Annotated in this window: 23 protein-coding genes; 14 read left to right on the top strand and 9 right to left on the bottom strand. The window is 73.0% G+C overall.

Annotated features, from left to right (window positions below; all coding sequences use genetic code 11):
* Positions 1–194 precede the first annotated feature (194 nt).
* The 3 genes from mshD to AB0C22_RS29000 form a co-directional block, all read right to left on the bottom strand.
* Positions 195–1,118 carry a mycothiol synthase gene (mshD, locus tag AB0C22_RS29010; RefSeq protein ID WP_219464914.1) on the bottom strand — a complete coding sequence of 308 codons (924 nt, stop codon included), beginning with the start codon at positions 1,116–1,118 and terminating at the stop codon, positions 195–197.
* 48 nt (positions 1,119–1,166) lie between these two features.
* Positions 1,167–2,045, bottom strand: coding sequence for a polysaccharide deacetylase family protein (locus AB0C22_RS29005; protein ID WP_357538101.1), 879 nt, complete (start codon positions 2,043–2,045; stop codon positions 1,167–1,169).
* Positions 2,046–2,221: 176 nt separating this feature from the next.
* Complete coding sequence (locus AB0C22_RS29000; RefSeq protein ID WP_088643167.1) at positions 2,222–2,938, bottom strand: response regulator transcription factor; 717 nt, start codon at positions 2,936–2,938, stop codon at positions 2,222–2,224.
* A 274-nt stretch (positions 2,939–3,212) separates the two neighbouring features.
* On the opposite strand from AB0C22_RS29000, the gene AB0C22_RS28995 reads away from it, so the two are divergent.
* The 6 genes from AB0C22_RS28995 to AB0C22_RS28970 all read left to right on the top strand — a co-directional run bounded on the left by AB0C22_RS28995 (position 3,213) and on the right by AB0C22_RS28970 (position 7,482).
* Complete coding sequence (locus AB0C22_RS28995; protein ID WP_208567875.1) at positions 3,213–4,259, top strand: hypothetical protein; 1,047 nt, start codon at positions 3,213–3,215, stop codon at positions 4,257–4,259.
* 163 nt (positions 4,260–4,422) lie between these two features.
* A complete protein-coding gene (locus AB0C22_RS28990) occupies positions 4,423–5,202 on the top strand; it encodes a DUF2993 domain-containing protein (protein WP_219464911.1) in 780 nt (259 codons plus the stop codon).
* 64 nt (positions 5,203–5,266) lie between these two features.
* Positions 5,267–5,395: an Ms5788A family Cys-rich leader peptide gene (locus tag AB0C22_RS28985; protein ID WP_357538098.1), complete on the top strand. Its 129-nt coding sequence runs from the start codon at positions 5,267–5,269 to the stop codon at positions 5,393–5,395.
* A gap of 204 nt (positions 5,396–5,599) precedes the next feature.
* On the top strand, positions 5,600–6,448 hold the full coding sequence (locus AB0C22_RS28980; RefSeq protein ID WP_208567877.1) for a sulfurtransferase: 849 nt from the start codon (positions 5,600–5,602) through the stop codon (positions 6,446–6,448).
* 3 nt (positions 6,449–6,451) lie between these two features.
* Positions 6,452–6,772: a DUF1416 domain-containing protein gene (locus AB0C22_RS28975; protein ID WP_208567878.1), complete on the top strand. Its 321-nt coding sequence runs from the start codon at positions 6,452–6,454 to the stop codon at positions 6,770–6,772.
* Positions 6,773–7,242: 470 nt separating this feature from the next.
* The gene (locus AB0C22_RS28970; RefSeq protein ID WP_357538096.1) at positions 7,243–7,482 is read left to right on the top strand and encodes a winged helix-turn-helix domain-containing protein; all 240 of its coding nucleotides are present in this window, start codon (positions 7,243–7,245) and stop codon (positions 7,480–7,482) included.
* Between the two features lie 560 nt (positions 7,483–8,042).
* Here AB0C22_RS28970 and AB0C22_RS28965 read toward each other — a convergent pair.
* Positions 8,043–12,425: a S8 family serine peptidase gene (locus AB0C22_RS28965; RefSeq protein ID WP_357538094.1), complete on the bottom strand. Its 4,383-nt coding sequence runs from the start codon at positions 12,423–12,425 to the stop codon at positions 8,043–8,045.
* A gap of 304 nt (positions 12,426–12,729) precedes the next feature.
* On the opposite strand from AB0C22_RS28965, the gene AB0C22_RS28960 reads away from it, so the two are divergent.
* Together AB0C22_RS28960 and AB0C22_RS28955 are read left to right on the top strand one after the other, a co-directional pair.
* Positions 12,730–13,230 carry a winged helix-turn-helix domain-containing protein gene (locus tag AB0C22_RS28960; protein WP_308290922.1) on the top strand — a complete coding sequence of 167 codons (501 nt, stop codon included), beginning with the start codon at positions 12,730–12,732 and terminating at the stop codon, positions 13,228–13,230.
* 75 nt (positions 13,231–13,305) lie between these two features.
* Positions 13,306–14,082 carry a hypothetical protein gene (locus tag AB0C22_RS28955; RefSeq protein ID WP_357538127.1) on the top strand — a complete coding sequence of 259 codons (777 nt, stop codon included), beginning with the start codon at positions 13,306–13,308 and terminating at the stop codon, positions 14,080–14,082.
* 130 nt (positions 14,083–14,212) lie between these two features.
* Here the strand turns inward: AB0C22_RS28955 and AB0C22_RS28950 are convergent, their stop codons facing one another.
* From AB0C22_RS28950 to AB0C22_RS28940, 3 genes are all read right to left on the bottom strand, one after another.
* Positions 14,213–16,267, bottom strand: coding sequence for a glycogen debranching N-terminal domain-containing protein (locus AB0C22_RS28950; RefSeq protein WP_357538092.1), 2,055 nt, complete (start codon positions 16,265–16,267; stop codon positions 14,213–14,215).
* On the bottom strand, positions 16,267–16,644 hold the full coding sequence (locus AB0C22_RS28945) for an SCP2 sterol-binding domain-containing protein (RefSeq protein WP_219464904.1): 378 nt from the start codon (positions 16,642–16,644) through the stop codon (positions 16,267–16,269). Before AB0C22_RS28945 ends, AB0C22_RS28950 begins: the two co-directional genes overlap by 1 nt.
* Positions 16,645–16,755: 111 nt before the next feature.
* Positions 16,756–17,130, bottom strand: coding sequence for a DsrE family protein (locus tag AB0C22_RS28940; protein WP_208567885.1), 375 nt, complete (start codon positions 17,128–17,130; stop codon positions 16,756–16,758).
* Between the two features lie 12 nt (positions 17,131–17,142).
* On the opposite strand from AB0C22_RS28940, the gene mtfM reads away from it, so the two are divergent.
* Positions 17,143–17,247 (top strand): small membrane protein MtfM, encoded by a 105-nt coding sequence (gene mtfM / locus AB0C22_RS28935; RefSeq protein ID WP_067315095.1) that lies wholly within the window; start codon positions 17,143–17,145, stop codon positions 17,245–17,247.
* 114 nt (positions 17,248–17,361) lie between these two features.
* A complete protein-coding gene (locus AB0C22_RS28930) occupies positions 17,362–17,949 on the top strand; it encodes an FABP family protein (protein WP_208567886.1) in 588 nt (195 codons plus the stop codon).
* A 69-nt stretch (positions 17,950–18,018) separates the two neighbouring features.
* On the opposite strand, the gene AB0C22_RS28925 is transcribed toward AB0C22_RS28930, so the two are convergent.
* Entirely contained in the window at positions 18,019–18,861 is an 843-nt protein-coding gene (locus tag AB0C22_RS28925; protein ID WP_219464902.1) for an aminotransferase class IV, read from the bottom strand.
* A 139-nt stretch (positions 18,862–19,000) separates the two neighbouring features.
* On the opposite strand from AB0C22_RS28925, the gene AB0C22_RS28920 reads away from it, so the two are divergent.
* The 4 genes from AB0C22_RS28920 to AB0C22_RS28905 all read left to right on the top strand — a co-directional run bounded on the left by AB0C22_RS28920 (position 19,001) and on the right by AB0C22_RS28905 (position 22,756).
* Entirely contained in the window at positions 19,001–19,405 is a 405-nt protein-coding gene (locus tag AB0C22_RS28920; RefSeq protein ID WP_219470400.1) for a Fur family transcriptional regulator, read from the top strand.
* Positions 19,402–20,514, top strand: a complete 1,113-nt coding sequence (locus AB0C22_RS28915) for a folate-binding protein (RefSeq protein ID WP_357538089.1) — start codon at positions 19,402–19,404, stop codon at positions 20,512–20,514. The genes AB0C22_RS28920 and AB0C22_RS28915 overlap by 4 nt, the downstream gene beginning before the upstream one ends.
* A gap of 271 nt (positions 20,515–20,785) precedes the next feature.
* A complete protein-coding gene (locus AB0C22_RS28910; protein ID WP_357538087.1) occupies positions 20,786–21,613 on the top strand; it encodes a 3-keto-5-aminohexanoate cleavage protein in 828 nt (275 codons plus the stop codon).
* Positions 21,614–21,796: 183 nt separating this feature from the next.
* Entirely contained in the window at positions 21,797–22,756 is a 960-nt protein-coding gene (locus tag AB0C22_RS28905) for an asparaginase (protein WP_219464895.1), read from the top strand.
* A gap of 63 nt (positions 22,757–22,819) precedes the next feature.
* Here the strand turns inward: AB0C22_RS28905 and AB0C22_RS28900 are convergent, their stop codons facing one another.
* Complete coding sequence (locus tag AB0C22_RS28900) at positions 22,820–23,620, bottom strand: alpha/beta hydrolase (protein ID WP_308290921.1); 801 nt, start codon at positions 23,618–23,620, stop codon at positions 22,820–22,822.
* Positions 23,621–23,703: the final 83 nt, after the last annotated feature.

Here is a 23,703-nt window from a genome sequence, read left to right as displayed (position 1 = left end):
AACGGGGCATGAACAGCCCCGGCCGGGAAGGTGACCGCTGCCTGAGGGAGGGTTGTCCGTTAGGTGAACTGCCGTCCCGGTATCCGCATTGATGCGATATATCCGGGCAGCCGTTATCCGGGCGTGGCCCCGCCGTTACCGCACGGAGACCGCACCTGTCGTGCCCCGGCCGGGGCGGAGCGGACGGGAGAGCGTCAGCCCCGGTGGTAGTTGACGTGCCCGCACCAGCGGGCGAAACCGAGCCGCTCATAGAGCGAGACGGCCGCCGTGTTCGACTCGTCGACATAGAGCATCACCCGGTCCAGCCCGCGCCGGTCCCGCAGGTAGGCCAGCCCGGCGGTGGTGAGTGCCCGGCCCAGGCCGCCACCGTGCGCGTCCGGGTCCACCCCCACCACGTAGACCTCGCCGATGCGGGCCGAGCCGGGCCGCTCGTGCACCTTGGTCCAGTGGAAGCCGAGCAGCCGCCCGGCGGCGTCGACGGCGAGCAGGAAACCGGCCGGGTCGAACCACGGCTCGGCCAGTCGGGCCCGCAGGTCGTCGGTGGTCCACCGGCCCTGCTCCGGGTGCCCGGCGAAGGCGCGGGCGTTGAGCGCGAGCCAGGTGTCGTCGTCCTCGCCGGGGCGGAAGGAACGCAGCGTCGCCCCGGCGGGCAGGTGGGGTTCCGACACCGGGTCGGTCAACGAGCGGCGCAACTGCCAGAGGACCCGGGCCCGCGCGAAGCCCAGGTCGACTGCGAGCGCCGCGGCGGCCGGGTGGTCGCCGTGCGCCCAGGCCCGCAGTGGTCCGGGAGTCGCCGCGAGTACGCCCCGGGCCAGCGCCCGTCCGGTGCCCCGCCGCCGGAAACCCGGGCGCACCACCAGCTCCACCCCGACACCGGACGTCGGGTCGGTGGTGTCCAGGTGGGCGTACCCGGTCAGGGTGCCGTCGAGGGCGTGGATGGTCAGGTGCCGGGCTGCCGCCTGCGGGTCGCGCAGCCGCAGCAGGGTGTGCTCGTCGAAGGGGTCGGCTCCGTCGGTGTCGCCCGCGAGGCGGGCCAGGGCCAGCACCTCGGTCACCTCGGCCGGGGTGAGCCGGTCGCTCTGGGTCAACCGGTCGGTCGTCGACTCGCCGCTGCTCATGTGATCACCGTAGCGGGATCCGCCCGATCGTCCCGCCCGTCGATCGGTTCAGTTGGCCCCGCCGGGCGGCAGCGCCTCCAGGCGGAACCGGGCGAGCAGGTCGGGCAGGATCCGGCGCAGCGCGTCCACGGTGCCCTGCCGGTCACCACCGGCGTCGTGCATGAGCACGACCGCGCCCGGCCCGGTGTCCCGGGTGACCACCGTGGTGATCTTCGCGGCACCGGGGACCTGCCAGTCGTTGGGGTCGACGGTCCAGTGCAGCGGGGTCATCCCCAGCCCCTCGGCGACCGACACCACCGGGTACGTCCAGGCCCCGCCGGGCTGCCGGAAGTAGCTGATCCGGGCGTCCGGCACGGCGGCGTGGATGGCTTCGTTGGTCCGGATCAGGTCGGCCCGGATCAGGGCGGGGGAGCGCTTGCCGAGCAGCACGTCGTGGTGCCACGAGTGGTTGCACAGGGTGTGCCCGTCGGCGACGATCGCCTGGAGCAGCTCCGGATGGTCCTGGGCGTTCTCGCCGACCACGCAGAACGTCGCCTTGACCCCGTACGCGCGGAGCACGTCCAGCACCTGCGGTGTGTACGTCGGGTCCGGCCCGTCGTCGAAGGTCAGCGCGACCTCGCCGGTGCCGGTGCTGGCGTGGCTGCCGAACGGGCCGTCGCCGCCGCTGGCCGGCTGGGCCGAGTCCGGATCGGTCCCGTCGGCGGTGGGGGCGCCGGTGGGGCCGGTGCCGTCCGGGCCGGTCGGTGCAGCGTCCGGGTCGGCGGGTTGCTCGCCGTACTGGGCGCCGGCGATCTGCGTCGACGCGCCGGTCGGCTGCCGGGGTGGGCCCGGGGTCATGCTGCGCCCGAGGGCGTAGGTGGACCCGAGCAGGGCGGCCAGCACCAGGGTGACGACGCCGACGGTCCCGCCGGTGGACCGGGGGCGCATCAGTGCCCCCACCGGTCAGGATGACGGGACGGCCCTCTCGTCGCCCCCGTGGTCAGTGCACGCACCGTCGCCCCTTTCACTCCTGCTGATTACGGCAATAAGAATAGAGCCGACAACAGGTGCAAAAGGGGCGTATCGGAAACAGTGCGCTCGGCCGGTGGTGCTGCGGACCGGGATCAGACCGGCAGCGGCGCGGGCTCGGACTCCGGCAGGGACCGGGACGACGGCGGGACGACGAACTTGTAACCCACCTGGCGCACGGTGCCGATCATCGACTCGTACTCCGAGCCGAGCTTGGCCCGCAGTCGTCGGACGTGCACGTCCACCGTGCGGGTGCCGCCGAAGTAGTCGTAGCCCCAGACCTCGCGGAGCAGCTGGTCCCGGGTGAACACCCGGCCCGGGTGCTGCGCCAGGAACTTCAGCAGCTCGAACTCCTTGTAGGTGAGGTCGAGCGGCCGGCCCTTGAGCTTGGCGGCGTAGGTGTCCGGGTCGATGTTCAGCTCGCCGGCCCGGATCGAACCGCCGGCCCCGGAGGTGGCGTTGCTCAGCCGGCCCACCGCGAGCCGCAGCCGGGCCTCCACCTCGGCCGGGCCCGCACCGGCCAGGATCACGTCGTCGACGCCCCAGTCGGCGTTGAGGGCGATCAGGCCGGCCTCGGTGACCACCGCGACCAGCGGCACACCCAGGCCGGTGGCGTGCAACATGCGACAGGTGGCACGGGCCTCGCTCAACTCCGACCGGGCGTCGACCAGCACCGCGTCCGGGCTGGGCCCGGAAACCAGGGTGCGCACGTCGCGCGGCGCGGTACGCACCGAATGCGGCAACAGGTCGAGTGCCGGCAGCACCGCCGAGGGCTCACCTGCACGCGCGGTCACCAGCAGCAGGAGCTCCACACGATCACCTCCGTCCCGGCGGCTCAATGGCCGCACGCGACCAGCTGACCCGCCGGTGGGCGGGGCGCTGAGAACTTGCGTGGGTCCCGGCGTCGCTGACGGGCGGGTAACGGCTTGAGCGTAACCGATCGCCCCGTCGTCGCCCCGGCGTCCTTTCCTGTTTGTCGGATCTGCCCGTGATCACCGCCCAGGTTTTAACGTCGCCGAAACCGTGATCCCCCGCCGGACGCCCCGTGATCCCCGCCGGACCCCGTCGGTCTGGCACGATCGGGGCGTGTTTCCCTCCACCTCGCCCGACACCGGCCGTGACCCGTGGGCCGACGGCGCCCCCGACGGGCCCGCCGGCCCGGCCGGCGGACCCGCACCCGGGCCGCGCCCCGCCCCGGACGACGACACCGGGAGCCGCCGCGAGCGTGGCCCGCGCCGGTTCCGTAAGGGCGGTGCCCCGCGCCGGAGCGAGGACGACGACGTCGAGCCGGACGAGGAGCCGATCGAGCCGGTCGAGGTGCACCGGCCGCTCTCGCTGACCGTCGCCGGCTTCGCGGCGCTGCTCGGCGTCGGCCTGGTGCTCGGTGCGCAGACCGCCGGGCCCGGACACCGGCTGCCGTTCGCGGTCATCGTGTTCGGCGTTCAACTGCTCTTCGTGCTGGCCTGGACCATGGCCATGCGCCCACCCGCGCTGCTGCTGGTCGCGCTGACCAGCGGCGTGGTCGCCGCGGCGGCCGACGTCGCCGCGGTGCAGACCGACGTCGCCGGGCTGGCCCCGCTCGGGTTCGTGGCGCTGGGCGGGTTCCTGCTCGGCGTGCTCGGTCAACTCGTCCGCCGGGTGGACCGGGTCCGGGTGACCGACTCGCTCGGCACCACGCTGCTGATCGTGGTCGGCGTGGTGGCGTTCGCCACCCTGATCACGCTCAGCCGGATTCCCGCCGGCACCCAGGCGATCACCGTCTGCCTGGTCGCCACCGGCGTCGCGCTCACCGTGGCGCGGCTCACCGACGCCGTGCTGGCCTGGCCCCGGCTGGCGCCGCAGGTGCCCCGGGGTGCCGCCGGGGTGGTGGTCGGCGCGATGGCCGGCACCCTCACCAGCGCCCTGCTCGGCAGTTACCTGGTGGGCTTCACCCCGACCAGCGCCGCGCTGATCGGGCTGGTCACCGCAGCCACCGCCGTGCTGGCCGACCTCGCCGTCGGCTACGCCGAGGCGGGCCGGCTGATGGCGGGCGAACCACCCACCATGTGGATCGCCCGGCACATGCAGGGCCCGCTGGGTGGCTTCGCGTTGGCCGCTCCTGCGGCGTACGCCATGTGTGTGCTCTTTCTCTGACGCCGGTCGACGGCGGTGGGCGCGCGGCGCGGTTGGGCGCGACGGCGCTCGGGTAGTAGCGGTGCGCCGCGGGCGGCGGCATCGATGACGGCACGTCGCGGGACCGCGACGGCCACGACGGCACGTCGCGCGACGGCGACGGCGACGACGGACGGAGACGGGCGTGGCGCAGACGTACGAGGAGCGGCCCCGGCGGCGCGGGCGCAGGTGGCTCGTCGTACTGGTCGTCCTGGTCCTGATCCTGGGCGGGCTGCTGGTGGTGGCCGACCGGGTGGCGGCCGGCCTGGCCGAACGGGCCATCGCCGACCAGGTCACCCAGGAGGTCGCCAAGCAGAACGCCAGCTCCGCGCCGCCCCAGGTGGACGTGGGCGGGTTCCCGTTCCTCACCCAGGTGGTCGACGGCCGGTACGAGCGGATCTCGATCGTGCTGACCGACGTCAAGGGCTCCGTGGAGGGCAACGCGGTCAGCCTGCCCCGGCTCGACGTGGACGCCCGCAACGTGCGTGCCTCGCTGGACACCATCCGCTCGGGGCAGGGTGAGGTGGTGGCCGAGACGGTGGCCGGCACCGGCACGGTCACCTACGACAGCCTGGCCAAGCTGCTGGACCGGCCGGGGCTCAAGCTCGGTGAGCAGAACGGCAAGCTGGCCGTCACCGCGCCGGTCGACATCCTCGGCCAGAAGCTCACCGTCACCGGCACCGCCGAGGTGACCGTGGCGGACGGCGGCAAGGTGGCGTTGAAGTTCAGCGACCTGAATGCCCAGGGGCTGCCGAACGTGGCGCTGGCCCGGACCCTGCTGAACAACTACGCCCGGGGTATCTCGGTCGACGTGCCCCTGCCGGCGCTGCCGTTCCAGCTCAACGTGCGCAAGGTCGAGCCGCGCCCGGAGGGGCTGACGGTGACCGCCGACGCGAAGGACGTCCCGATCAACTCGGCAAGCTGACCCACCGCTCAGTTCTGAACGCGGCCCGGCCCCGGGGTCCCTTGCCGGCCGGGTCGCGTCCCGTATGGTGGTCGGCCCCTGGCACTCTCCGGGACGGCTGGTAGGCTCCGAAACCATGGGGACGCACCTCACCAAACGGCGCGCGGTCGACCTGTGCCGCGTGGCCACCTGCCTGTGTCGCTCCGTCATCTGACGGCGGGGCTGTCTCCGGCCGCCCAGCGGCCACTGCACCCGGGGTCCCACTGATCCTGCGGTGCCCACCCTCCGAAACGCCCGGCAGCGGCGCCGTCGCACGAACCCGTGATCCGTTCCTCTATGGGTCCCGCGCATGGTGCGACATCACCGATCTCCACCACCCGCGCTGGCTCACCACCCATCCTCACCAGGGAGTGATCTGATGAGTCGCGACACCGCACTCGTCTCGGCCGAATGGGCCGAGAAGAACCTCGACGCCCCGGGCGTCGTCTTCGTCGAGGTCGACGAGGACACCTCCGCCTATGACACCGGCCACATCGCCGGTGCCATCAAGCTCGACTGGAAGACCGACCTCCAGGACCAGGTCCGCCGGGACTTCGTCAACAAGGCCCAGTTCGAGGCGCTGCTCTCCGAGCGGGGCATCGGCAACGACGACGTCGTGGTCCTCTACGGCGGCAACAACAACTGGTTCGCCGCGTACGCGTACTGGTACTTCAAGCTCTACGGCCACCGCGACGTCAAGCTGCTCGACGGCGGTCGCAAGAAGTGGGAGCTGGACGCCCGTCCGCTGGTCAAGGACGCGGTGACCCGCCCGGCCACCCAGTACGTCGCGCAGGAGCCGGACACCTCGATCCGCGCGTTCCGCGATGAGGTCGTCGCCGCGATCGGCACCAAGAACCTGGTCGACGTGCGCAGCCCCGACGAGTTCGCCGGCCGGCTGCTGGCCCCCGCGCACCTGCCGCAGGAGCAGGCGCAGCGGGCCGGGCACATCCCGACCGCGATCAGCGTGCCGTGGTCCAAGGCGGCCAACGAGGACGGCACCTTCAAGTCCGACGACGAGCTGCGCAAGATCTACGCCGACGCCGGCCTGGACGACGGCAAGGAGACCATCGCCTACTGCCGGATCGGCGAGCGCTCCTCGCACAGCTGGTTCGTCCTCCAGGAGCTGCTCGGTCACCCCAACGTGAAGAACTACGACGGTTCCTGGACCGAGTACGGCTCGCTGGTCGGCGTGCCGGTGGCGCTCGGCGACGAGCCCGGGGAGGCCTGAGCCATGACTGCCCCCACCGCCGCCGGTTGCGCCGCGCCGGACCAGTCCGCGCCCCTGCCGGCCAGCCTGGACCTGGAGAAGGAAACCGTCATCACCGGCCAGGTGCTGGCCGAGTCGGGCGACGTCGTGCCCGGCGCGTACGTCCGGCTGCTGGACTCGACCGGTGAGTTCACCGCCGAGGTCGTCACCTCGCCGACCGGGCAGTTCCGGTTCTTCGCCGCGCCGGGCAACTGGACCCTGCGGGCGCTGTCCCGGCACGGCAACGGCGACACCGCCGTGACCGCCAACCGGGGCATCAACGAGGTCTCCGTCACGGTGGCCTGACCCACGAATCGATCGGCCCGGGGCCGGTCACCCCACCCGGGGTGACCGGCCCCGGGCCGTCGCACCCTCCGACCAGCGCCCCGGCAACCCAGGACCGGCCTGGGCGATGGTGCGGGGGGTGGCGGCGCCGGTGTGTGTCCGCGCCCGGTAGGCGCGAGGTGCCCGCCGCCCGGCAGCCCACCGGGCCGTCGCCCGGCCGGCGGTGTCACGAGGTGCAGCCGCCCTGGTGATCGACTCGCCGGACGCAGCGGCGACGCCCACCGAGCCGCCTGTCGCAGAAGACCTGATGCTGCGGTTGTGACCCACCCTCCTCGGAGACGGTCGTCTCACCGAGCACCCCCTCCGGCAGGAACGCCAGCGACCGGCCGATCGCGCGGGCCAGTGGAAGGTGACCGGGGCGGGCGGTTTCCCTTCCACTGCACCCACCCCGACCGGGGGAGAGCCCTGCTCGTTGCCACGCGAGGAGTGCTATGCCTGCTTTGACTGATTACTTCAAGATCGCCAACGAGATCATGTCGGACACGCGGAGCCGTCGCCTCAAGCCGGGGGACAAGCTGCCGTCGATCGCTGAGCTGTGTGAACTTCACAAGGTGAGTGCATCGACGATCAGGATGGTTTTCGTGCGCCTTGAGGCGCTTGAAGTGATCGACCGCCATCAGGGCAAGGGTGTCTATGTGACCGACCCGGCGACCTGGCTGCGCAAGCCCTGAACTGAATCTGACGGTGCTTTCGGGGCTGCGCCGGTGCTGGCTACGTTCCGCTGTCGCTGTCGCTGTCGCTGTCGCTGTCGCTGTCGCTGTCGCTGTCGCTGTCGCTGTCGGTGCGCCGCTGCACGCTTGCCACTGAGTGGCCTGTCCTCGGTGGCCGTCGGATGCCGGCGCTTCAGGACAAGGCCGCTGCTGCTCTGCTGCCCTGCCACTCTGCAGACCCCGACGGGGGGACTATGTGTCCCCAGAAACGGTTATGCCTGTCCGTCATATTTATGACCCACAGGCATATCCGGTTCAGAAACATAGTGTGGCTACCCCGAGCTGGCCGAGAGGGGCGGGCCCCGGCGAGTTCGGTGGTGGTCGAAGGGTTGAATCGTGCAGTGGGCGTCCCGAGCTGGCCGGGAGGGGTGGGTCCCGGTGAGGAAATAGCGATCCCGACCGAGCCCAACCCAACCCGGCCGAGCCCAACCCGGCCGGGGCCGGGGCCGAGGCCGGGCGGAGATGGCGGTGGCCGCCGACCCCGGGAGGGGTCGACGGCCACCGTCAATGCGGCTGTCCGGTCAGAGGCCGGACGCCCGTGCGCCCGCACAGGTCGACGTCGGAGCCAGGCGGAAGTCGAGCGTGCCGACGATGCCTGCTTCCACGACGGCCCGCTGGACCTGGGGCACCCAGCTGTCCTTCGCCACGATCACCTCGTACTTGCCCTTCGGCAGCCACCAGGCGTAGCGGCCCTGGGCGTCGGCGGTGAGCGTGGTGCCGGTGGTCGAGCCGACCAGGTTCAGCCGGATCGTGGCCGGGACGCCGACGGTCTGGCCGCCGCAGGTCACCCCGGTCACCGTGCCCTGGATCTTGCCCCAGTTGTTCGGCGGCGAGACGTTCATCTCGACACCGACCGACGACACCGGGTACGGCGTGTCCGAGGTGATCCCCAGTTCACCCGAGTATGCCCCGGGCTGGAGCACCCCGGCCGCCGCCGTGGCGGTCAGCGTGACGGTGACCGTCTGGGACGCCCCCGGGGCCAGCGTGAAGCTGGTCGGTGCGGTGGACAGCCACGGCAGGTCACTGGCGTCGGCGCAGCCTTCCAGCCCACCGAGCCGCTCGCTGTCCGCCGAGCCGACGAACGAGCTGGGCGAACCACCGATCTTGTACGCCCCGCAGGCGGCAGCGCCCCGGTACCTGTTGAACTGGGCGTTCGGCAGGTTCCGCCACGCCCCGGCGACCGGGTCGAAGCCGACCGTCCGGTTGGTGACCGACGTCGAGCCGCCCGTCACCCCGCCGGCCAGCACCAGCATGCCGCCGGCCGACGCGTACTGGGAGCCCCACAGGTCGACCGGGAGGTTCGGCAGCGGGCTCCAGGTGTCCGACGCCGGCTCGTACCGCCAGGCGTCGGTGTACTCGTCGTCGGCGACGCCACCGGCGCAGTACACCTGGGCACCGATCCCGCCACAGGACAGCCAGGAGACCGGGTGCGGGTAGGCCGCTCCGGCCCGGAACGTCCCGGTACGCGGGTCGAACACCACCAGCTTGTTGCTCTCCGTGCAGGTGGTGTCGACGCAGCCACCGACCAGGTACACCTTGCCACCCGCCACGGCGGTGCCGGCTGCGGCGGCAGGGGCCGGGTTGACCGCCCCGGCCAGGGTGCTCCACGAACCGCTGGCCGGGTCGAAGACGTCCACCGTCGGCTCGGCACCGGTGCCGTCGCCCCAGCCGCCGAGCACGTACAGCTTGCCGCTGATGCCCACGGCGGACGGCTTGGAACGGGCGTGCGGCAGGTCGGGCAGCGCCGTCCAGACGCCGGTGGTCGGATCGAACACCCAGGCCTTGCGCTCGTTGCCGGTGTCGCCACCGCCGCCGACCGAGTAGACCTTGCCGTCCAGGTTGGCCGCCGCGTTGTCGTAGATCGCGGCGGGCAGGTTGGTGATCCGCGTCCAGGCGTCGTCGGCCTGCGGCGCGGCGTCGGCGTTCCCGCCGCCGTACCGGGCACCGGTACGGCCGGTGCTGATCCCCTTGACCACCTGCTCCCGCAGCGGTGCGCCGCCGGTGGACAGCACCTCGAACCCGCCACCGCGTTCCAGCAGCTCCACGGTCGCCGGGGCGGAGCCCGTGTTGCGGACCGTCACCTTGGCGTTGCGGGTGCTGCCGTACGGCTGGTGGGCCTCGATCGTGGTGGTGCTGACGGTGAGCCGCCCCGCGGCCAGGGCCAGGTCGGCCCGGCGGGTGCTGTCGGCCACCACCGTCACCTGCTGGGTGACCGGGGTGTACGGCGGCCGGGACGCGGTGAACGGGTGGGCGCCGGTCAGCCCCGAGAAGAGGTGGTAGAAGCCGTCCGGCAGGTTCGGGTCGTCCGGGGTGGCCGCCGAGACGGCCGTGTCGGTGGGCCGGTCGACGCTGGTCACCGTCACCCCGTTGACGGCCGCGCCGGTGTTGCGGTCGGTGGTGTTGCCGACCACCAGGCCACCCGGCACGGGGGTGCAGTCCCGGTTGACCAGCTGGACGTCGTCCACCTGCCACCACCAGGCGAAGGTGCCCTTGAACCGGAAGCGCACCAGCGCCCCGGTCGCGCCGGCCGCCGGGGTCAGCGGCACCTCCTCGACGCGGGGGCCCCGCCGGCTGGCGGTCTGGTGCCACACGTTCGTCCAGCTCGCCCCGGCGTCGGTGGAGACGTCCACGTCGGCGGTGTCGCTGATCCCGACCGCCCGCCAGTCACTGCGGAACCGCAGCAGCGGCGCGGCCGAGGCGGACAGGTCGACCGGCGGGGCGATCAGGTCGGTGTCCTGGGTGTTGCCGGTGCCCAGCTTGTCGCTGTCGACGATCGCGAACCCGCCGGTGCCGCCGGTCAGGTTGCCCCGCGCGCCCGGGTCGTTGAAGACCCAGCCGCCCTTCTCGGTGCGGTTGCGCACCGACCAGCCCTCCGGTGCGGTGGTGCCGTCGAAGCTCTGCGACAACAGCGGCGCGCTGAGGCTGCCGGTGTAACCGGCGGCGACACAGGCCGCCTCGACCGGGACCGGGATGTCCGCGGTGGTGGCCGTCGCGCCGACGGTCAGGTCCTTGGTCACCGTCCGGTAGCCCGGGTATTTCGCGGTGACGGTGAGCTTGTAGTCGGTGTTGCCGGCCACGGTGAAGGAGTACCGGCCGGTCACCGGGTCGGTGAAGACCGGTGCGCCGGGCCGGCCGGCGACCTCGATCTTGGCGTACAGCGGCCAGCCGTGCCCGGAGCCGTCGGTGACCCGACCGGAGACGGTGACCGTCGGGGTCGCCGTCAGGGCGAAGTCCCGGGTGACCGTGCCGTCCTCCGGGACGGTCACGGTGCCGGTCGCGGTCCGGAAGCCGTACGCGGACACGGTCAGCGTGGTCTCGCCGGCCGGCACGGTCAGCGTGTACCGGCCGTCCGTGCCGGTGGTGGTGCTGCGGTCGCCGTCGGCGACGGTGGCACCGGCGACCGGGTCACCGTCGGCGGTGTCGGTGACCGTGCCGCTGATCCGGCCCACCGGCCCGCGCGGGGCCTGCCGGACCGCCTCGTACGCGTTGAGCCGGCCCTCGCCGAAGACGTTGTTGTCGGCGGCGGTGCCCCCGCAGGTGGTCGCGTCGACGTCGGTCGCGGTGCGGTCGAGCAGTGCCTCCGTGGCGGCGATGTCACCACGCAGGCTGGGCGCGGCCGACCAGACCAGGGCGACCGTGCCGGCCACGTGCGGGGCGGCCATCGAGGTGCCGTTGAACGACGCGTACCCGTTGCCGGGGACGCTGGAGCGCACGTTGCTGCCGGGCGCGGCGATGTTCGGCTTCAACCCGGCCGGGTCGGTGGCGTTGCCCCGACCGGAGAAGCCGGAGATGTTGTTGTTCACGTCGTACGAGCCGACCGCGTACGCGTTGGAGTTGTCACCGGGGGAGCCGGCACTGCCACAGGCCGGGCCGTCGTTGCCGGCGGAGAAGACCGGGAACATCCCGGCGGCCCGCCAGGCGGCCACGGTCTGCTGGTACCACAGGTCGCCGCCGTCGCCGCCCCAGGAGTTGTTGACGATGTCGGGGCGCAGGTCGGGGCGGGGGTTCTGGCCGTTGAGGTCGGTCGGGGCGAGCACCCACTGGCCGGCGGCCAGCAGTGAGGCGTCCGAGCAGTTGTTGGACTCGCAGCCCTTGGCGGCGATCCACTTCGCGCCGGGGGCGACCCCGACCTGGTTGGCGGACCCGTCGGTGCCGACCATCGTGCCCATGGTGTGGGTGCCGTGGTCGTTGTTGTCGCAGGGGGCGTCCTGCGGGCAGACGTTGGCCGGGTCGTACCAGTCGTAGTTGTGGTCGAAGGTGCCGCCACCGAGGTTGCCCCGGTAGGAGTTGACCAGCGCCGGGTGGTCGAACTGGACGCCGCTGTCGATGTTGGCGACGACCAGGCCCTCACCCCGGTCGCCGAACTCGTCCCAGACACGGGGTGCGCCGATGTTGGTCAACCCCCACTCGACGGCGTCGGTGCCGGCCCGCGCGTCAGTGCTGCGGACCGGGCGGATCAGCGGGTAGCTGCGGGTCGGGGAGATCCGGGCGACCTCGGGACGGGCGGCGACGACGTCCAGCAGCGCCCGGTCGCCGGTCACCCGTAGCGCGTTGGCGATCCAGTACGCGGTGTAGGTGGCCTTGCGGTCGTCGAGCACCGCGCGCAGGTCGCGCTGGGTCCGCTCGGCGGTGGTGGTGAGCAGTCGGTGCACCTCACCGGCGCGGGCGTCCGGGCTGCGCAGCCGGGCCGCGTCGGCGAGCGGGGCCTGCTCGCGCAGGTAGACCAGGAAGGTTTCGGTGCCGTCGGCGAGCCCGTCGAGGACCTGCTGGTCCACAGTGGCCCGGGGCGCGGCCGGTGCGGCACCGGCGGGTAGTGCGGGCTGGGCGGTGAGGCCCAACAGTCCGGCCGCGAGCGCGGCCACCAATCGCCACCGGGACGGTCGTCCGGTCGGTCGTCTGAGCACGCTGTTCCTCCCCACGTCGTCGGGCCCGATCGGTTCGGACCCGGCCGCGTGTGCCGTGGTGGTGGCCACGCGGAGCGGCTGGGGGAGACGGCCGGTGGTGGGTGCTGGAGGGCCGGCCCCCCACGGCCGCTGTGCATCATGCTCAGCCGGAGAACCATACTGATCAATGGATCGGGTCGGTCAGTATTTGGTCAGTAACCAGGCGCCACGCTGACCGTTAGGCTGACTCCAGCCGCGTCGGCACCTGTCGTGGGCGGACGGGACCGTCGGCAGCGGGCGGCAGGTGCGCTCCTGGGGAGGACGTGTGACCGGTGTCGACATCCCGTTCGTGGTCTGTGTGAGCGCCGACGTCTCGGTCCGGGAGCGGGTGGTCCGCCGGCTCGACGACCTCGGCCCGGTGGTGATCTGTGCCGACCTGGCCGAACTACGCGCCATGCTCTTCCCGACCCCGCCGGCGTCCGCCGCGCCACCGACCGGGCCGACCCCGGTGCGCTGCGGCGATCTGGTCGTCGACCCGGCCGGTCACCTGGTCACCTGGCGGGGGGAGCCGTTGGCGCTGACCCGGTTGGAGCGGGAGCTGTTGGCCCGGCTGGCCGGTGACCCGGGGGCGGTCTGGAGCTACGAACGGATCTTCGGCTCGGTCTGGGGCGGTGCCTGGCTGGGCGACGCGGCGATCCTGCACTCGGCGGTCAAGCGGCTGCGCCGCAAGCTGCGCGCGGTGCCGGGCTGCCCGCAGGTGCAGACCGTGCGCGGTGTCGGCTACCGGCTCGGCGTACCGCCCGGCCGGCCTGCGGTGGGGCCGTGACACGATGATCCGGTGAGTGGTGCCGTCCATCCGGGGTACGCCCCACCGCCCGGCCCGTCCGCGCCGCGCCGCCGGCTGCGCTGGCTGCTGGTGGTGACGGTGGCCTGGGCGGTGCTGCTGGGTGTGCTCACCTGGTGGTCGGCGCGCAACGACGCGCCGACCGTGCGGGAGCAGCGCACCCTCGCCGAAGCCGGCCCGGTGGTGGACCGGGCCCTCGGTCGACTCGTCGCGGCGGTCGGCGACGGGGCCTGGGCGCTGACCGGGCCACAGGTCGAGCGCGGTTGCCGGATCACCCCGATGTCCGCCGGTGCGACCCTGAGCCGGGGGCTGGACGTGCTGGTGGCCGAGGGTGGCGAGCGGGCGTTGCTGGACCGGGTCGCCGACCGGCTGCCGGCCGACTGGCGGGCCGGGGTGCGCTCCGGCTCGGCGGGGCCCCGGCTGCGCGCCGACGCGGGGGGGTTCGTCACCGTGCAGGGGCGGGTCACCAGCGGCGGCCGGGTCCGGTTGACCGCCGACACCGGTTGCCGCCCGGTCGGTGCCGGCTATCCGCAACCCCCGGCTGCGTCGGCCGATCCGACGCTGGACGCCGCGCTGGCGGCCCTGGGCCGCGCGGCGCAGACCGCCCCGCAACCGGTCACCGCCCCCTGCCCGGGCGGCGGCACCGCCCGTACCGTCGCCGTCACGGCCGGGGCCGCACCGGCCGCGCTGACCGGCCTGCGCCCGTTGGCCGCCGGCCCTCCGGTGGTCGACCTCCCCGAGGTGTACGCCTACCGCAGCGGCCCGACCACCGTGCTGGCCGACGGCACCGGCGCGCAACTGCGGCTCTCCGTCTCCACCGGCTGCCCCGCCTGACCGCCCGGCTGCCCGCCTGGTCCGGTCGACGCCCGCCCGGCTGCCCCGCCTGATCCGGTCGACCCCTGCCCGGCTGCCCCACCTGATCGGGCCGACGCCCGCCCCGCCCGCCGGTCCGTCCGTTGCCGGGTCAGTCGCGGTGATCGTGGTCGTGCGGGGTGCGGCTGCGGCCCAGGGCGTCGACCCGACCCCACCGGCCCGGGATGTCCAGCAGCTCGACCCGGCCCATCCCCTCCGGCACCAACGGATCGATGATCAGATGCTCGCCCTGCGGTTCGAGGCCGAGGATCACCCGCAACAGCAGCAGCGGGGTGCCGGCCGACCACGCCTGCGGACTGCACGCCGTCGGGTACTGCACCGGATAGTCGGTGAGGGTGCGGTCGAAACCGGCGAACGCCTCGGGCAGCCGCCCATCGAAGTACCGCGAAGCGTTGATCATCGCCTCGCAGATCCGGCCGGCCTCCTCACGGAAGCCGTACCGGCTCAGACCCCAGGCGATGAAGGCGTTGTCGAACGGCCACACCGTGCCCACGTGGTAGCCGATCGGGTTGTAGCGGCCCTCGTCGGTGGCCAGGGTGCGTACCCCCCAACCCGAGAAGAGCCTCGGGCCGAGCAGGTGCTCGGCGACCATGGCGGCCCGGGGCTCGTCGACGATGCCGCTCCACAGCAGGTGACCGATGTTGGAGGTGAGCGAGTCGACGTGCCGGCCGTCCGGGTCCAGGGCGAGGGCGTAGTGGTTCTTCTCGGAAATCCAGAAGTCCCGGTTGAAGCGTTCCTTGAGCGCCTTCGCCTCCCGTTCCAGCCGGTCGGCGTACTCCGGGTCGTTCCAGAACAGCCGGGCCATCCGCGCCCCGCGCCGCTTGGCGTCGTAGGCGTACCCCTGGATCTCGCAGGTGGCGCGGGGGAAGCCGGGCAGCCGGCCGTCGGCGTAGGAGATGGCATCCCAGGAGTCCTTCCAGCACTGGTTCTCCAGGCCGGTCTCCGGGTTGCGGCTGCGGTACCAGACGTAACCGGTGCCGAGCAGGTCGCCGTAGGTGTCGATCCAGTGCAGCGCGGCCCGGACCGGGGTTTCCAGTTGCTTGACCAGCGTGGCGTCCCCGGTCCAGCGCTCGTACTCGTCGAGCAGGATGACGAACAGCGGGGTCGAGTCGGCCGCACCGTAGTAGGGGGAGTGCGGCTGCTCCTCGAAGCCGGCGGTCTCGCCGTACCGCAGCTCGTGCAGGATCTTGCCGGGTTCCTCGTCGCGGAAGTCGTCGAGCCGGTAACCCTGGAGCCCGGCCAGCATCAGGATCGTCGGCGGGACCAGCTCCGGCAGGAACGGCAGCACCTGCAACGAGGTGAGCATGCTGTCCCGCCCGAAAAGGGTCATGAACCAGGGCAGACCGGCGGCGAGCAGCCGGACGCCCAACGTGATCGACTCGTACCGCAGCGCCGCCAGGTCGTGCAGACTCTGCCGGTACGCCCCGGCGAGCGGTTCGCAGTCGCAGCCGAGTTGCGGGGCCCGACCGACCAGCGCCTCCTGCTCGTCACGGATGACGGCCGGGCCGCGCGCGGCGCCCAGCGCGGTGATCGCCCGGACGTCCTCGCCCCGGGCCCCGTGGATGATCGGCGTCACGGTCACGCAGGTGCTCCACCCGGAGTGCGGCTCGACGGTGATCGACCAGGTCATCCCGCGCTCGTCGACGTGGGCGTCGGTGCTGCTGACGATCAGCGCCTCCCGGTGGAAGGCTTCGCGGCGGTAGGTCAGCCGCAGCTTGTTCTCACCGGCCTCCGCGCTGGTCCGACCCTTCTTCGGCCGCTGGTGCTTGATCTCGAACAGGTCGGCGAAGTCCGAGCCCATCTCCAGCCGCAACTGGAACCGCGCCTCCCGGCCGGAGTGGTTGAGCACGGTGAGTTCCTCGGTGAAGACGCCGCCGATCGACCGGCTGCGGATGATCGACACCTTGGCGTCGAGGTAGTGCGTCGGCTCGCCGGGGACGAGGAAGAACCGGGTCTGGTAGGAGTGCGCGTCGTCGACCGAGAGGGCGTGCAGGCGCTCCCCGTCGAGGGTGAGCAGCCAGGTGGAGAGGAACCGGGTGTCGAAGGAGAACATCCCGGTGGGAAAGTCGAACGACGGCTCGACGTCCCCGCTGCTGTCGCAGACCAGGAAGGTGTTGCCGTCGAGGATGCTCACCCGCTGCTGCATCAGGCCCGCCCGGTCTGCTCGCGGGCGGTCTCCCGGGGGTCGCGGACGCCGGGCGGGGTGGGGAAGAACTGCCGGAAGACCAGGAACAGCATCACGTTCCCGCTGAACGTGGACTCGTTGCGCAGCACCGCCGAGATGCTCTGGGCGGTGCCGGTGGCCAGCCGTTCGAAGAGGTCGGCGCTGCTGCTCCACACCGCGTCCGCCGGGCCCCGGGCCCGGTCCACCACGGCCCTGCCGGGGCTGAGCCGTACCAGCCAGTGGTCGGTGCGGTTGTCGGTGGTGAGATCGATCTGGAGGGTGCCGGTGACCGGGGCGCGCAGGATCGCCGGGGCGCGCGCCGGCAACGATGCGAAGAACTCCTCCGTCGCCTGGCTCACCCCCGAATGGTAGGCAGCAAAACGACAATTGGGTTCAGGATCGGCAGTGCGCGTACAACGGGCGAACGGTGTGGCCGAACGGTGGAGGCGGGTGCGTTCCGCAGCCGGCTGTCAGTAGACCAGCGCCTGCGCGCCCTCGGCCATCGCCTCCTCGACGAAGACGGCCGCCCCGGCGATCCGGACGCCGGGCAGCACGTCGTCCGGGCCGATGTCCCGCCGGGCGACGCACTGCGTGCAGGCGGTGACCTGCCCGGTGGCGAGGATGACGCCCAGCAGGTCGGCCAGCGGCGCGGAGTGCGGCAGGGTGAACTGCTCGGCCCGGCCGGGCACGGCGAACCAGGCGGACTCACCGGTCAGCCAGAGCGACACCGGCACCCCGGCGGCGGCGGCCGTGGCGGCCACCGTGAACGCCTGCGCGCACCGCTCCGGGGCGTCCGCTCCGGCGGTGGCCTTGACGACGAGAGTGCGGCCCATGGGACCCAGCATAGGATGACCATGATGGTTACCGAGATCGGGTTCGTCAGCCTGCTGGTCGCCGGCCTCGGCGCGCTCGCCGGTGGCCTGGTCTACCTGGCCGTACGCCTGTCGAGAGGTAAATGGTGAGCGCGAGGAGCGAGCCGGGGTTGCGAGCCCCGCAGTCGCGAACGAAGGTGGCCGGGTGAGCGCGAGGAGCGAGCCGGGGTTGCGAGCCCCGCAGTCGCGAACGAAGGAGAGCCGGTGAGCGAGAATCCCCTTCAGCCGCCGTGGTTGAACGCGCCGCCGGTCGAGGAGTACCCCTACCAGGAGAGCCATGACCTGCGGGTCGGTCCGAAGCTGCACCCGGCGCTGGACGGCCTGCTGCCGTACGTCGGGGTGTGGCGGGGTCGGGGTCGGGGCGGGTTCCCCACCATCGAGGACTTCGACTACGCCCAGGAGATCCGGATCAGCCACGACGGCCGGCCGTTCCTGTTCTACGAGTCGCGGGCGTGGCTGCTCGACGAGGAGAGCCGTCCGATCCGTCCGGCCGGGCGCGAGGTGGGCTGGTGGCGTCCGGTGCTGGATGGTGAGCGGGTCACCGACGAGTTGGAAGCGCTGATGACCACCCCGACGGGGATCATGGAGCTGCACATCGGCAAGCGCACGGGCACCCAGATCGAGTTCGCCACCGACGCGGTGGTGCGTACCGCCACGGCCAAGGAGGTGACGGCGGGCGCCCGGCTCTTCGGCATCGTGGAGGGGGCACTGCTCTACGCCCAGGAGATGGCGGGTGTGGGTCACAGCCTTTCCCCGCACCTGTCGGCCCGCCTGGTCCGGGTCGCCGGCTGACCCTCCGCCACCGGCCACCGGACTCAGCCGACCGGCGGCTGACCTCCGCCAATCCGCCGGTCGGGCCGGTCAGGCGAAGCCCAGCAGTTCCTGGAGGCGGGGGGTGTGCGGGGCGGGTGGGCGGCCGGTGCCGTCGAGGGACCTGACCTCGACCAGACCGCGTACCGAGGAGGTCAGCCAGATCCCGGCGGCGGCGTGCAGCCCGGTCGGGGTGACCATCCGTTCGGCCCGTCCCAGGCCCAGCCCGGCGGCGTGGTCGAGCAGCCAGCCGCAGGTGGTGCCGGGCAGGATGCCGGTACGCGCGGCCGGGACGGTGCAGAGCGTGTCGCCGTCCAGCCAGACGACGTTCGCGCTGGGCCCCTCCAGCACGTAGCCGTCGGTGGAGACCCAGAGCACGTCGTCCACCCCGCTGCGGGCGGCCCAGCGGCGGGCGGCGCTGTTGGTCGCGTACGAGATCGACTTGATGCCCGCCGGGAGCCAGGACAGTTCGGGGCGGGCGGTCGCCGGCACCCCGAGGGGCAGGGTGGCGACGGTGACCCCGACGTCGCGGAGCCGTTTCGCGGCGGCCGGCACCTCGGTCAGGGTGGCGTACACGGTGGGCAGCCCACCCCCCTCCGGCCCCCGCGTGCAGACCAGGCGCAATGCGCCCTCGACCTCGGTGGGCCAGCCGGCGGCGATGCCGTCCAGCAGTTCCACAAGCGCCCCGTCCGGGGGCAGCGGGAGTTCCAGGGCGGCGGCCCCGGCCCGCAGCCGGGCCAGATGGGCGGTACGCAACCAGGGGTTTCCGCCGCGCAGGTGCATGGTCTCGAACAGCCCGTCCCCGCGCAGCACACCCAGGTCGTTCCCGCGTAGCACCGGCTCCGTCGCGGGGACGACGCCCCGACCGAGCACGGCGACCCTCGATGCCACCATGACCGCCGAGCCTAACGGCGTGACCCGTCGCACCCCCGAGCCCGGTGACGTGACCCGCCCGGCGGCCCGGTGGCGGGCGGGCGGTGACCGGCGCGGGCCGAACTATGATCGGACGGTGTCCGAATCCTCCCTGGCGGAAATGCTCCGCTCGCGTGGGCTGCGACTGACGGCGCAGCGGCAACTGGTCCTGCAGGCCGTGCTCGACCTGGGGCACGCCACACCCGAGCAGGTGCACACGGCGGTCCGGGAGGTCGCCGCCGGGGTCAACATCACCACCATCTACCGGACGTTGGAGCTGCTGGAACGGCTCGGCCTGGTGACCCACACCCACCTGTCGCACGGCTCGCCGACCTATCACGCGGCGGGTGAGCACCAGCACATCCACCTGGTCTGCCGGGAGTGCGGCGCGGTCGACGAGATCGACCCGGAGCTGATGCGCCCGCTGGCCGACCGGCTCGCCACCGAGCGGAACTTCCAGGTGGACATCGGGCACGTGGCGCTCTTCGGCGTCTGCGGCAACTGTGAGGACGGGGAACCAACATGATCGACATCGCGGGAGCGGTGGCCGTCGAGGCGATCGACGAGGCCAGCCGGGACCAGCCGGACGCCGGGCACCGGGCGGCCGGGGTGCGGGGTGTCGCCGCGCACTACGGCGACCCGATGCGCGAGCAGCGCACCCTGGCCACCGGGGTCGGCCTGGTGGACCGCTCGCACCGGGGTGTCGTCGCCGTCACCGGCCCGGAGCGGATCGGTTGGCTGCACACCCTGACCAGCCAGCACCTCGCCGCGCTCGGCCCCGGCCAGGGCACCGAGCTGCTGGTGCTCAGCCCGCACGGGCACGTCGAGCAGCACGCCATGGTCGCCGAGGACGGCACGACCACCTGGCTGGACACCGAGCCGGGGATGACCGCCGACCTGCTGACGTACCTGGAGAAGATGCGGTTCTTCAGCCAGGTCGAGCCGCGCGACGTCACCGCCGGCCACGCGCTGCTGTCGCTGGTCGGGCCGCAGGCCACCGACGCCGTCGCCACGCTGGGCGTCACCGGCCTGACCGCCCCCGAGGTGCTCGCGGTGCCGGGTCCGAAGTTCCGCTCCGGCGAGCTGCCCCCCCGCCCCACCGTCTCGTACGACGTCCAGCCGCTGACCGGTGGTGGCTGGGCCCGTCGGGTCCCGCTGGGGGTGGACCTGCTGGTGCCCCGGCCCGCCCTGGACGAGGTCGTCGCCGCGCTGCGCGAGCACGGCGTCCCCCCGGCCGGCCTGTGGGCGTACGAGGCGGTGCGGGTGGCCGCCCGACGGGCCCGGGTCGGGGTGGACACCGACCACCGGACGATCCCCGCCGAGGCGGGCCTGATCGCCCCGGCGGTGCACCTGGACAAGGGCTGCTACCGGGGGCAGGAGACCGTCGCCCGGGTGCACAACCTGGGCCGGCCGCCGCGTCGGCTCGTCCTGCTGCACCTGGACGGGGTGACCACCGACCAGCTGCCGGCGTCCGGCACCCCGGTCACCCTGGACGGCCGGACGGTCGGCTTCGTCGGCACCGCCGTGCACCACTACGAGCTGGGTCAGGTCGCGCTCGCCGTGGTCAAACGCAACCTCGCCGACGACGCCCGGCTGTCGGTGGGCGACACCGCCGCGGCCATCGACCCGGAGTAGCCCGTCCCGGCCGGTGGGTCGCGCTTTCCGGCATGGTCCGGGCGGTGGGTCCGTGCTTCCCGGCGTGGCCCGGGCGGTGGGTCCGTGCTTCCCGGCGTCGCCCGGGCGGTGGGTTCGCCTCCGGTTGTGCTCGTCGGCGAAGTAAGGATGCCTACCGCCAGCCGATTCGGCGGGAATTTCTTCGCGTCTCTCTCTCCTGATGTGCGGTTCTTCCTGTCGGGCCGGCCTGCGGCGTCGACCGGGGGCGGCCGGGGCGGCTACCATCGCCGGCATGACGACAGGGACGTTGATCACGGTTGCCCCGACGGGCGCGGAGTCGGCCAAGGAGCAGGTGCCGGCGCTGCCGGTGACCCTCGACGAGTTGCTGCTCACCGCCAAGGAGTGCGAGGCGCTCGGCGCTTCCGTGATCCACGTCCACATCCGCGACGACCAGGCCCGGCCCACCCTCGACCAGGGGCGGCTGCGGGAGACCGTGGCGGCGCTGCGGGAGAGCACCGACCTGATCGTGCAGCTCTCCTCGGGTGGGGCGGTGACCGATCCGGAGGCCGACCGGCTGGCCGTGCTGGACGCCGCGCCGGACATGGCCTCCTGCACCATGGGCACGGTCAACTTCGGCGACGACGTCTTCCTCAACCGGTGGGAGTTCATCGTCGACCTGCACACCCGGATGCAGGAGCGCAGCATCCTCCCCGAGTACGAGATCTTCGACCTCGGTCACCTCACCGCCCTGCAACGCCTGCTGGACCGGCACGGCCTGCCGTACGGCGGGCACGTGCACGTCGACTTCGTGATGGGGGTGCCGGGCGGGATGCCGGGCACCACCGCCACCCTGGTCGCCGCCCAGCAGATGCTGCGTGACCTGCCGGCGGGCACCACCTTCTCGGCCACCGGCGTCGGTCGCAGCACCATCGCGGTGCTGCTGGCTTCGCTCTCCACCGGCGGTCACCTGCGGGTCGGTATGGAGGACACCGTGACGTACGCCAAGGGTCGCCCGGTGGAGTCCAACATGCAGCTGGTGGCCCGCGCGGTCGGGTTCGCGCAGCTCGCCCAGCGCCCCCCGCTGACCACCACCGAAGCCCGTCAGTTGCTGTTCCGCTAGCCCGCCCGGCGGGCCGGACCGGTCCGGCCGGTGCTGCGGTTCCGGGTCGGGGCCCGCCGTGGGCCCGGCCGGGGCAGGTCCGCCCGGTAAGCCGCGCCTGCCCCGGCACTCCTGTACGCCGGTGGTCGACGTCGCAGGTCACCCGGGTGTCGGGGTGCCGGCCCCCGTCGGTACCTTCGCCAGGTGTCCAAGACGTACGAGGGTGGCGAGCCGCTCGCCGAGGTGGTCCGGTCCGGGTTCGTGGAGGGTGTGCACCGGGGCTCGGTGGTGGTGCTCGACGCCGCCGGTGCGCCGGTGGCCGGTGCCGGGAACGGCGTCCCGCCGATCTTTCCCCGCTCGGCCAGCAAGCCGTTGCAGGCGCTCGGGATGCTCCGGGCCGGGCTCGCGGTGACCGACCCCGCCGACGTCGCGGTGGTCTCGGCCAGCCACGCCGGTGAGGAGTTCCACCTGGCCCGGGTCGCGGCGCTGCTGGGCTCCGCGGGCCTGGACCCGGGGGCCCTGCACTGCCCGCCCGACCTGCCGTTCGGCGAGGCGGCCCGGGAGGCCGTGCTGCGGGCCGGTGGTGGCCCGAGCCGGTTGGCGATGAACTGCTCCGGTAAGCACGCCGGGATGCTGCTGACCTGCCTGGCGGCCGGCTGGCCGGTGGACGGGTACTGGCGGCCGGAGCACCCGTTGCAGCAGCGGCTGACCGCCACGATCGAGGAGTTCACCGGCGAGCCGGCGGCGGCGGTCGGCGTGGACGGTTGTGGTGCGCCCGTGCTGGCGGTCTCGCTGACCGGGCTGGCCCGGGCCTACCTGCGGCTGGTGGCCGCCGAGCCCGGCTCCCCGGAGCGCACGGTGGCGGACGCGATGCGGGCGTACCCGGAGGTGGTCGGCGGCACCGTGGCGGACGACACCCGCCTGATGCGCGGCGTACCCGGAATGCTGGCCAAGATCGGCGCGGAGGGGGTGATCGCGGCGGCGCTGCCCGGCGTCGGCGCGGTCACCCTCAAGATCGACGACGGTGCCACCCGCGCCCGGATGCCGGTGCTGGTCTCCGCGCTGCGCCGGCTCGGTGTGCGGGCCCCCGTCCTCACCGAGTACGCGGAGGTTCCCCTGCTCGGCGGTGCTCTTCCGGTCGGTGGAGTGCGTCCCGTCTGGTGAGCTGCGGGCGATCCGTGGCCGGGCCGCACCAGGGTGCGGGACGGGCCCGGGGTGCGGGGCCGGTCAGGGCAGGAAGGCGCGGAGGGCCTCGGCCACCTCGGTGGGGCGTTCCACCGGGATCAGGTGCGCGGCCTCGGGGATGTCGGGCAGGCGGACGGCCCGGGGGGCCTCGGCGGCGATCCGGTCGGCCAGCCGGATGATGTCCGGGATGTCGACGGCACCGGCGGTGACGAGGACCGGCAGGTCCAACTCGTCGAGGCGGCCGATGGCGGGCGGGTCGAGGTCGACGACGTCGACCGCGCTCAACGCCTGCTCGGCGGCGAGGGCCCGCCGGTCCGACTCCTCGGCGAAGGCGATGAGCGCCGGGTCGAGATCCTCCGGACGGCGGTGCGGGCCGACCACCCAGAACCGGACCTCACCGGCCGCGCTCGCCGCCAGGTCCTCCTCGTCGACCTCACCGACCAGCCGGTCCCACAACTCCTCGGTGTCCGGCGACCACTCGTGCCCGGAGACGGCGGTGCCGAACAGCGCCAGGGCCGACACCCGCTGCGGGTACGCCAGCGCGGTGTCGATCGCCACCGCCCCGCCGAAGGAGCAGCCGACCAGGGCGGCCCGGTCGATGTCGAGCGCGTCCAGCACCGCCACCACGTCGTCGCGGTGGGCGAAGGACTCCGGCGGCAGCGCCGAGTCCCCATAGCCGCGCAGGTCCAGCGCGATCGTCCGGTGCCGGTCGGCGAGGGCGGCGCACACCTCGCGCCACATCCGCCGATCGGCGATGCCCGCGTGCAGCAGGAGCACCGGCGTGCCGGTGCCGACCTCGTCGTAGCCGAGGGTGGTGCCGTTGACAGCGATCTGTTGGGTCACGCCGTGCAAGTTACGACCGGACATCCCGGGCCGCAACGTACTTTGCCTCCTGTTACCTTGCTAACTCTGGCTAGCGTTTTGCT

The sequence above is a fragment of the Micromonospora sp. NPDC048894 genome, from assembly GCF_040649765.1.
Taxonomy (GTDB): domain Bacteria; phylum Actinomycetota; class Actinomycetes; order Mycobacteriales; family Micromonosporaceae; genus Micromonospora; species Micromonospora antibiotica.
This window is presented reverse-complemented; position numbering and strand designations above follow the sequence as displayed.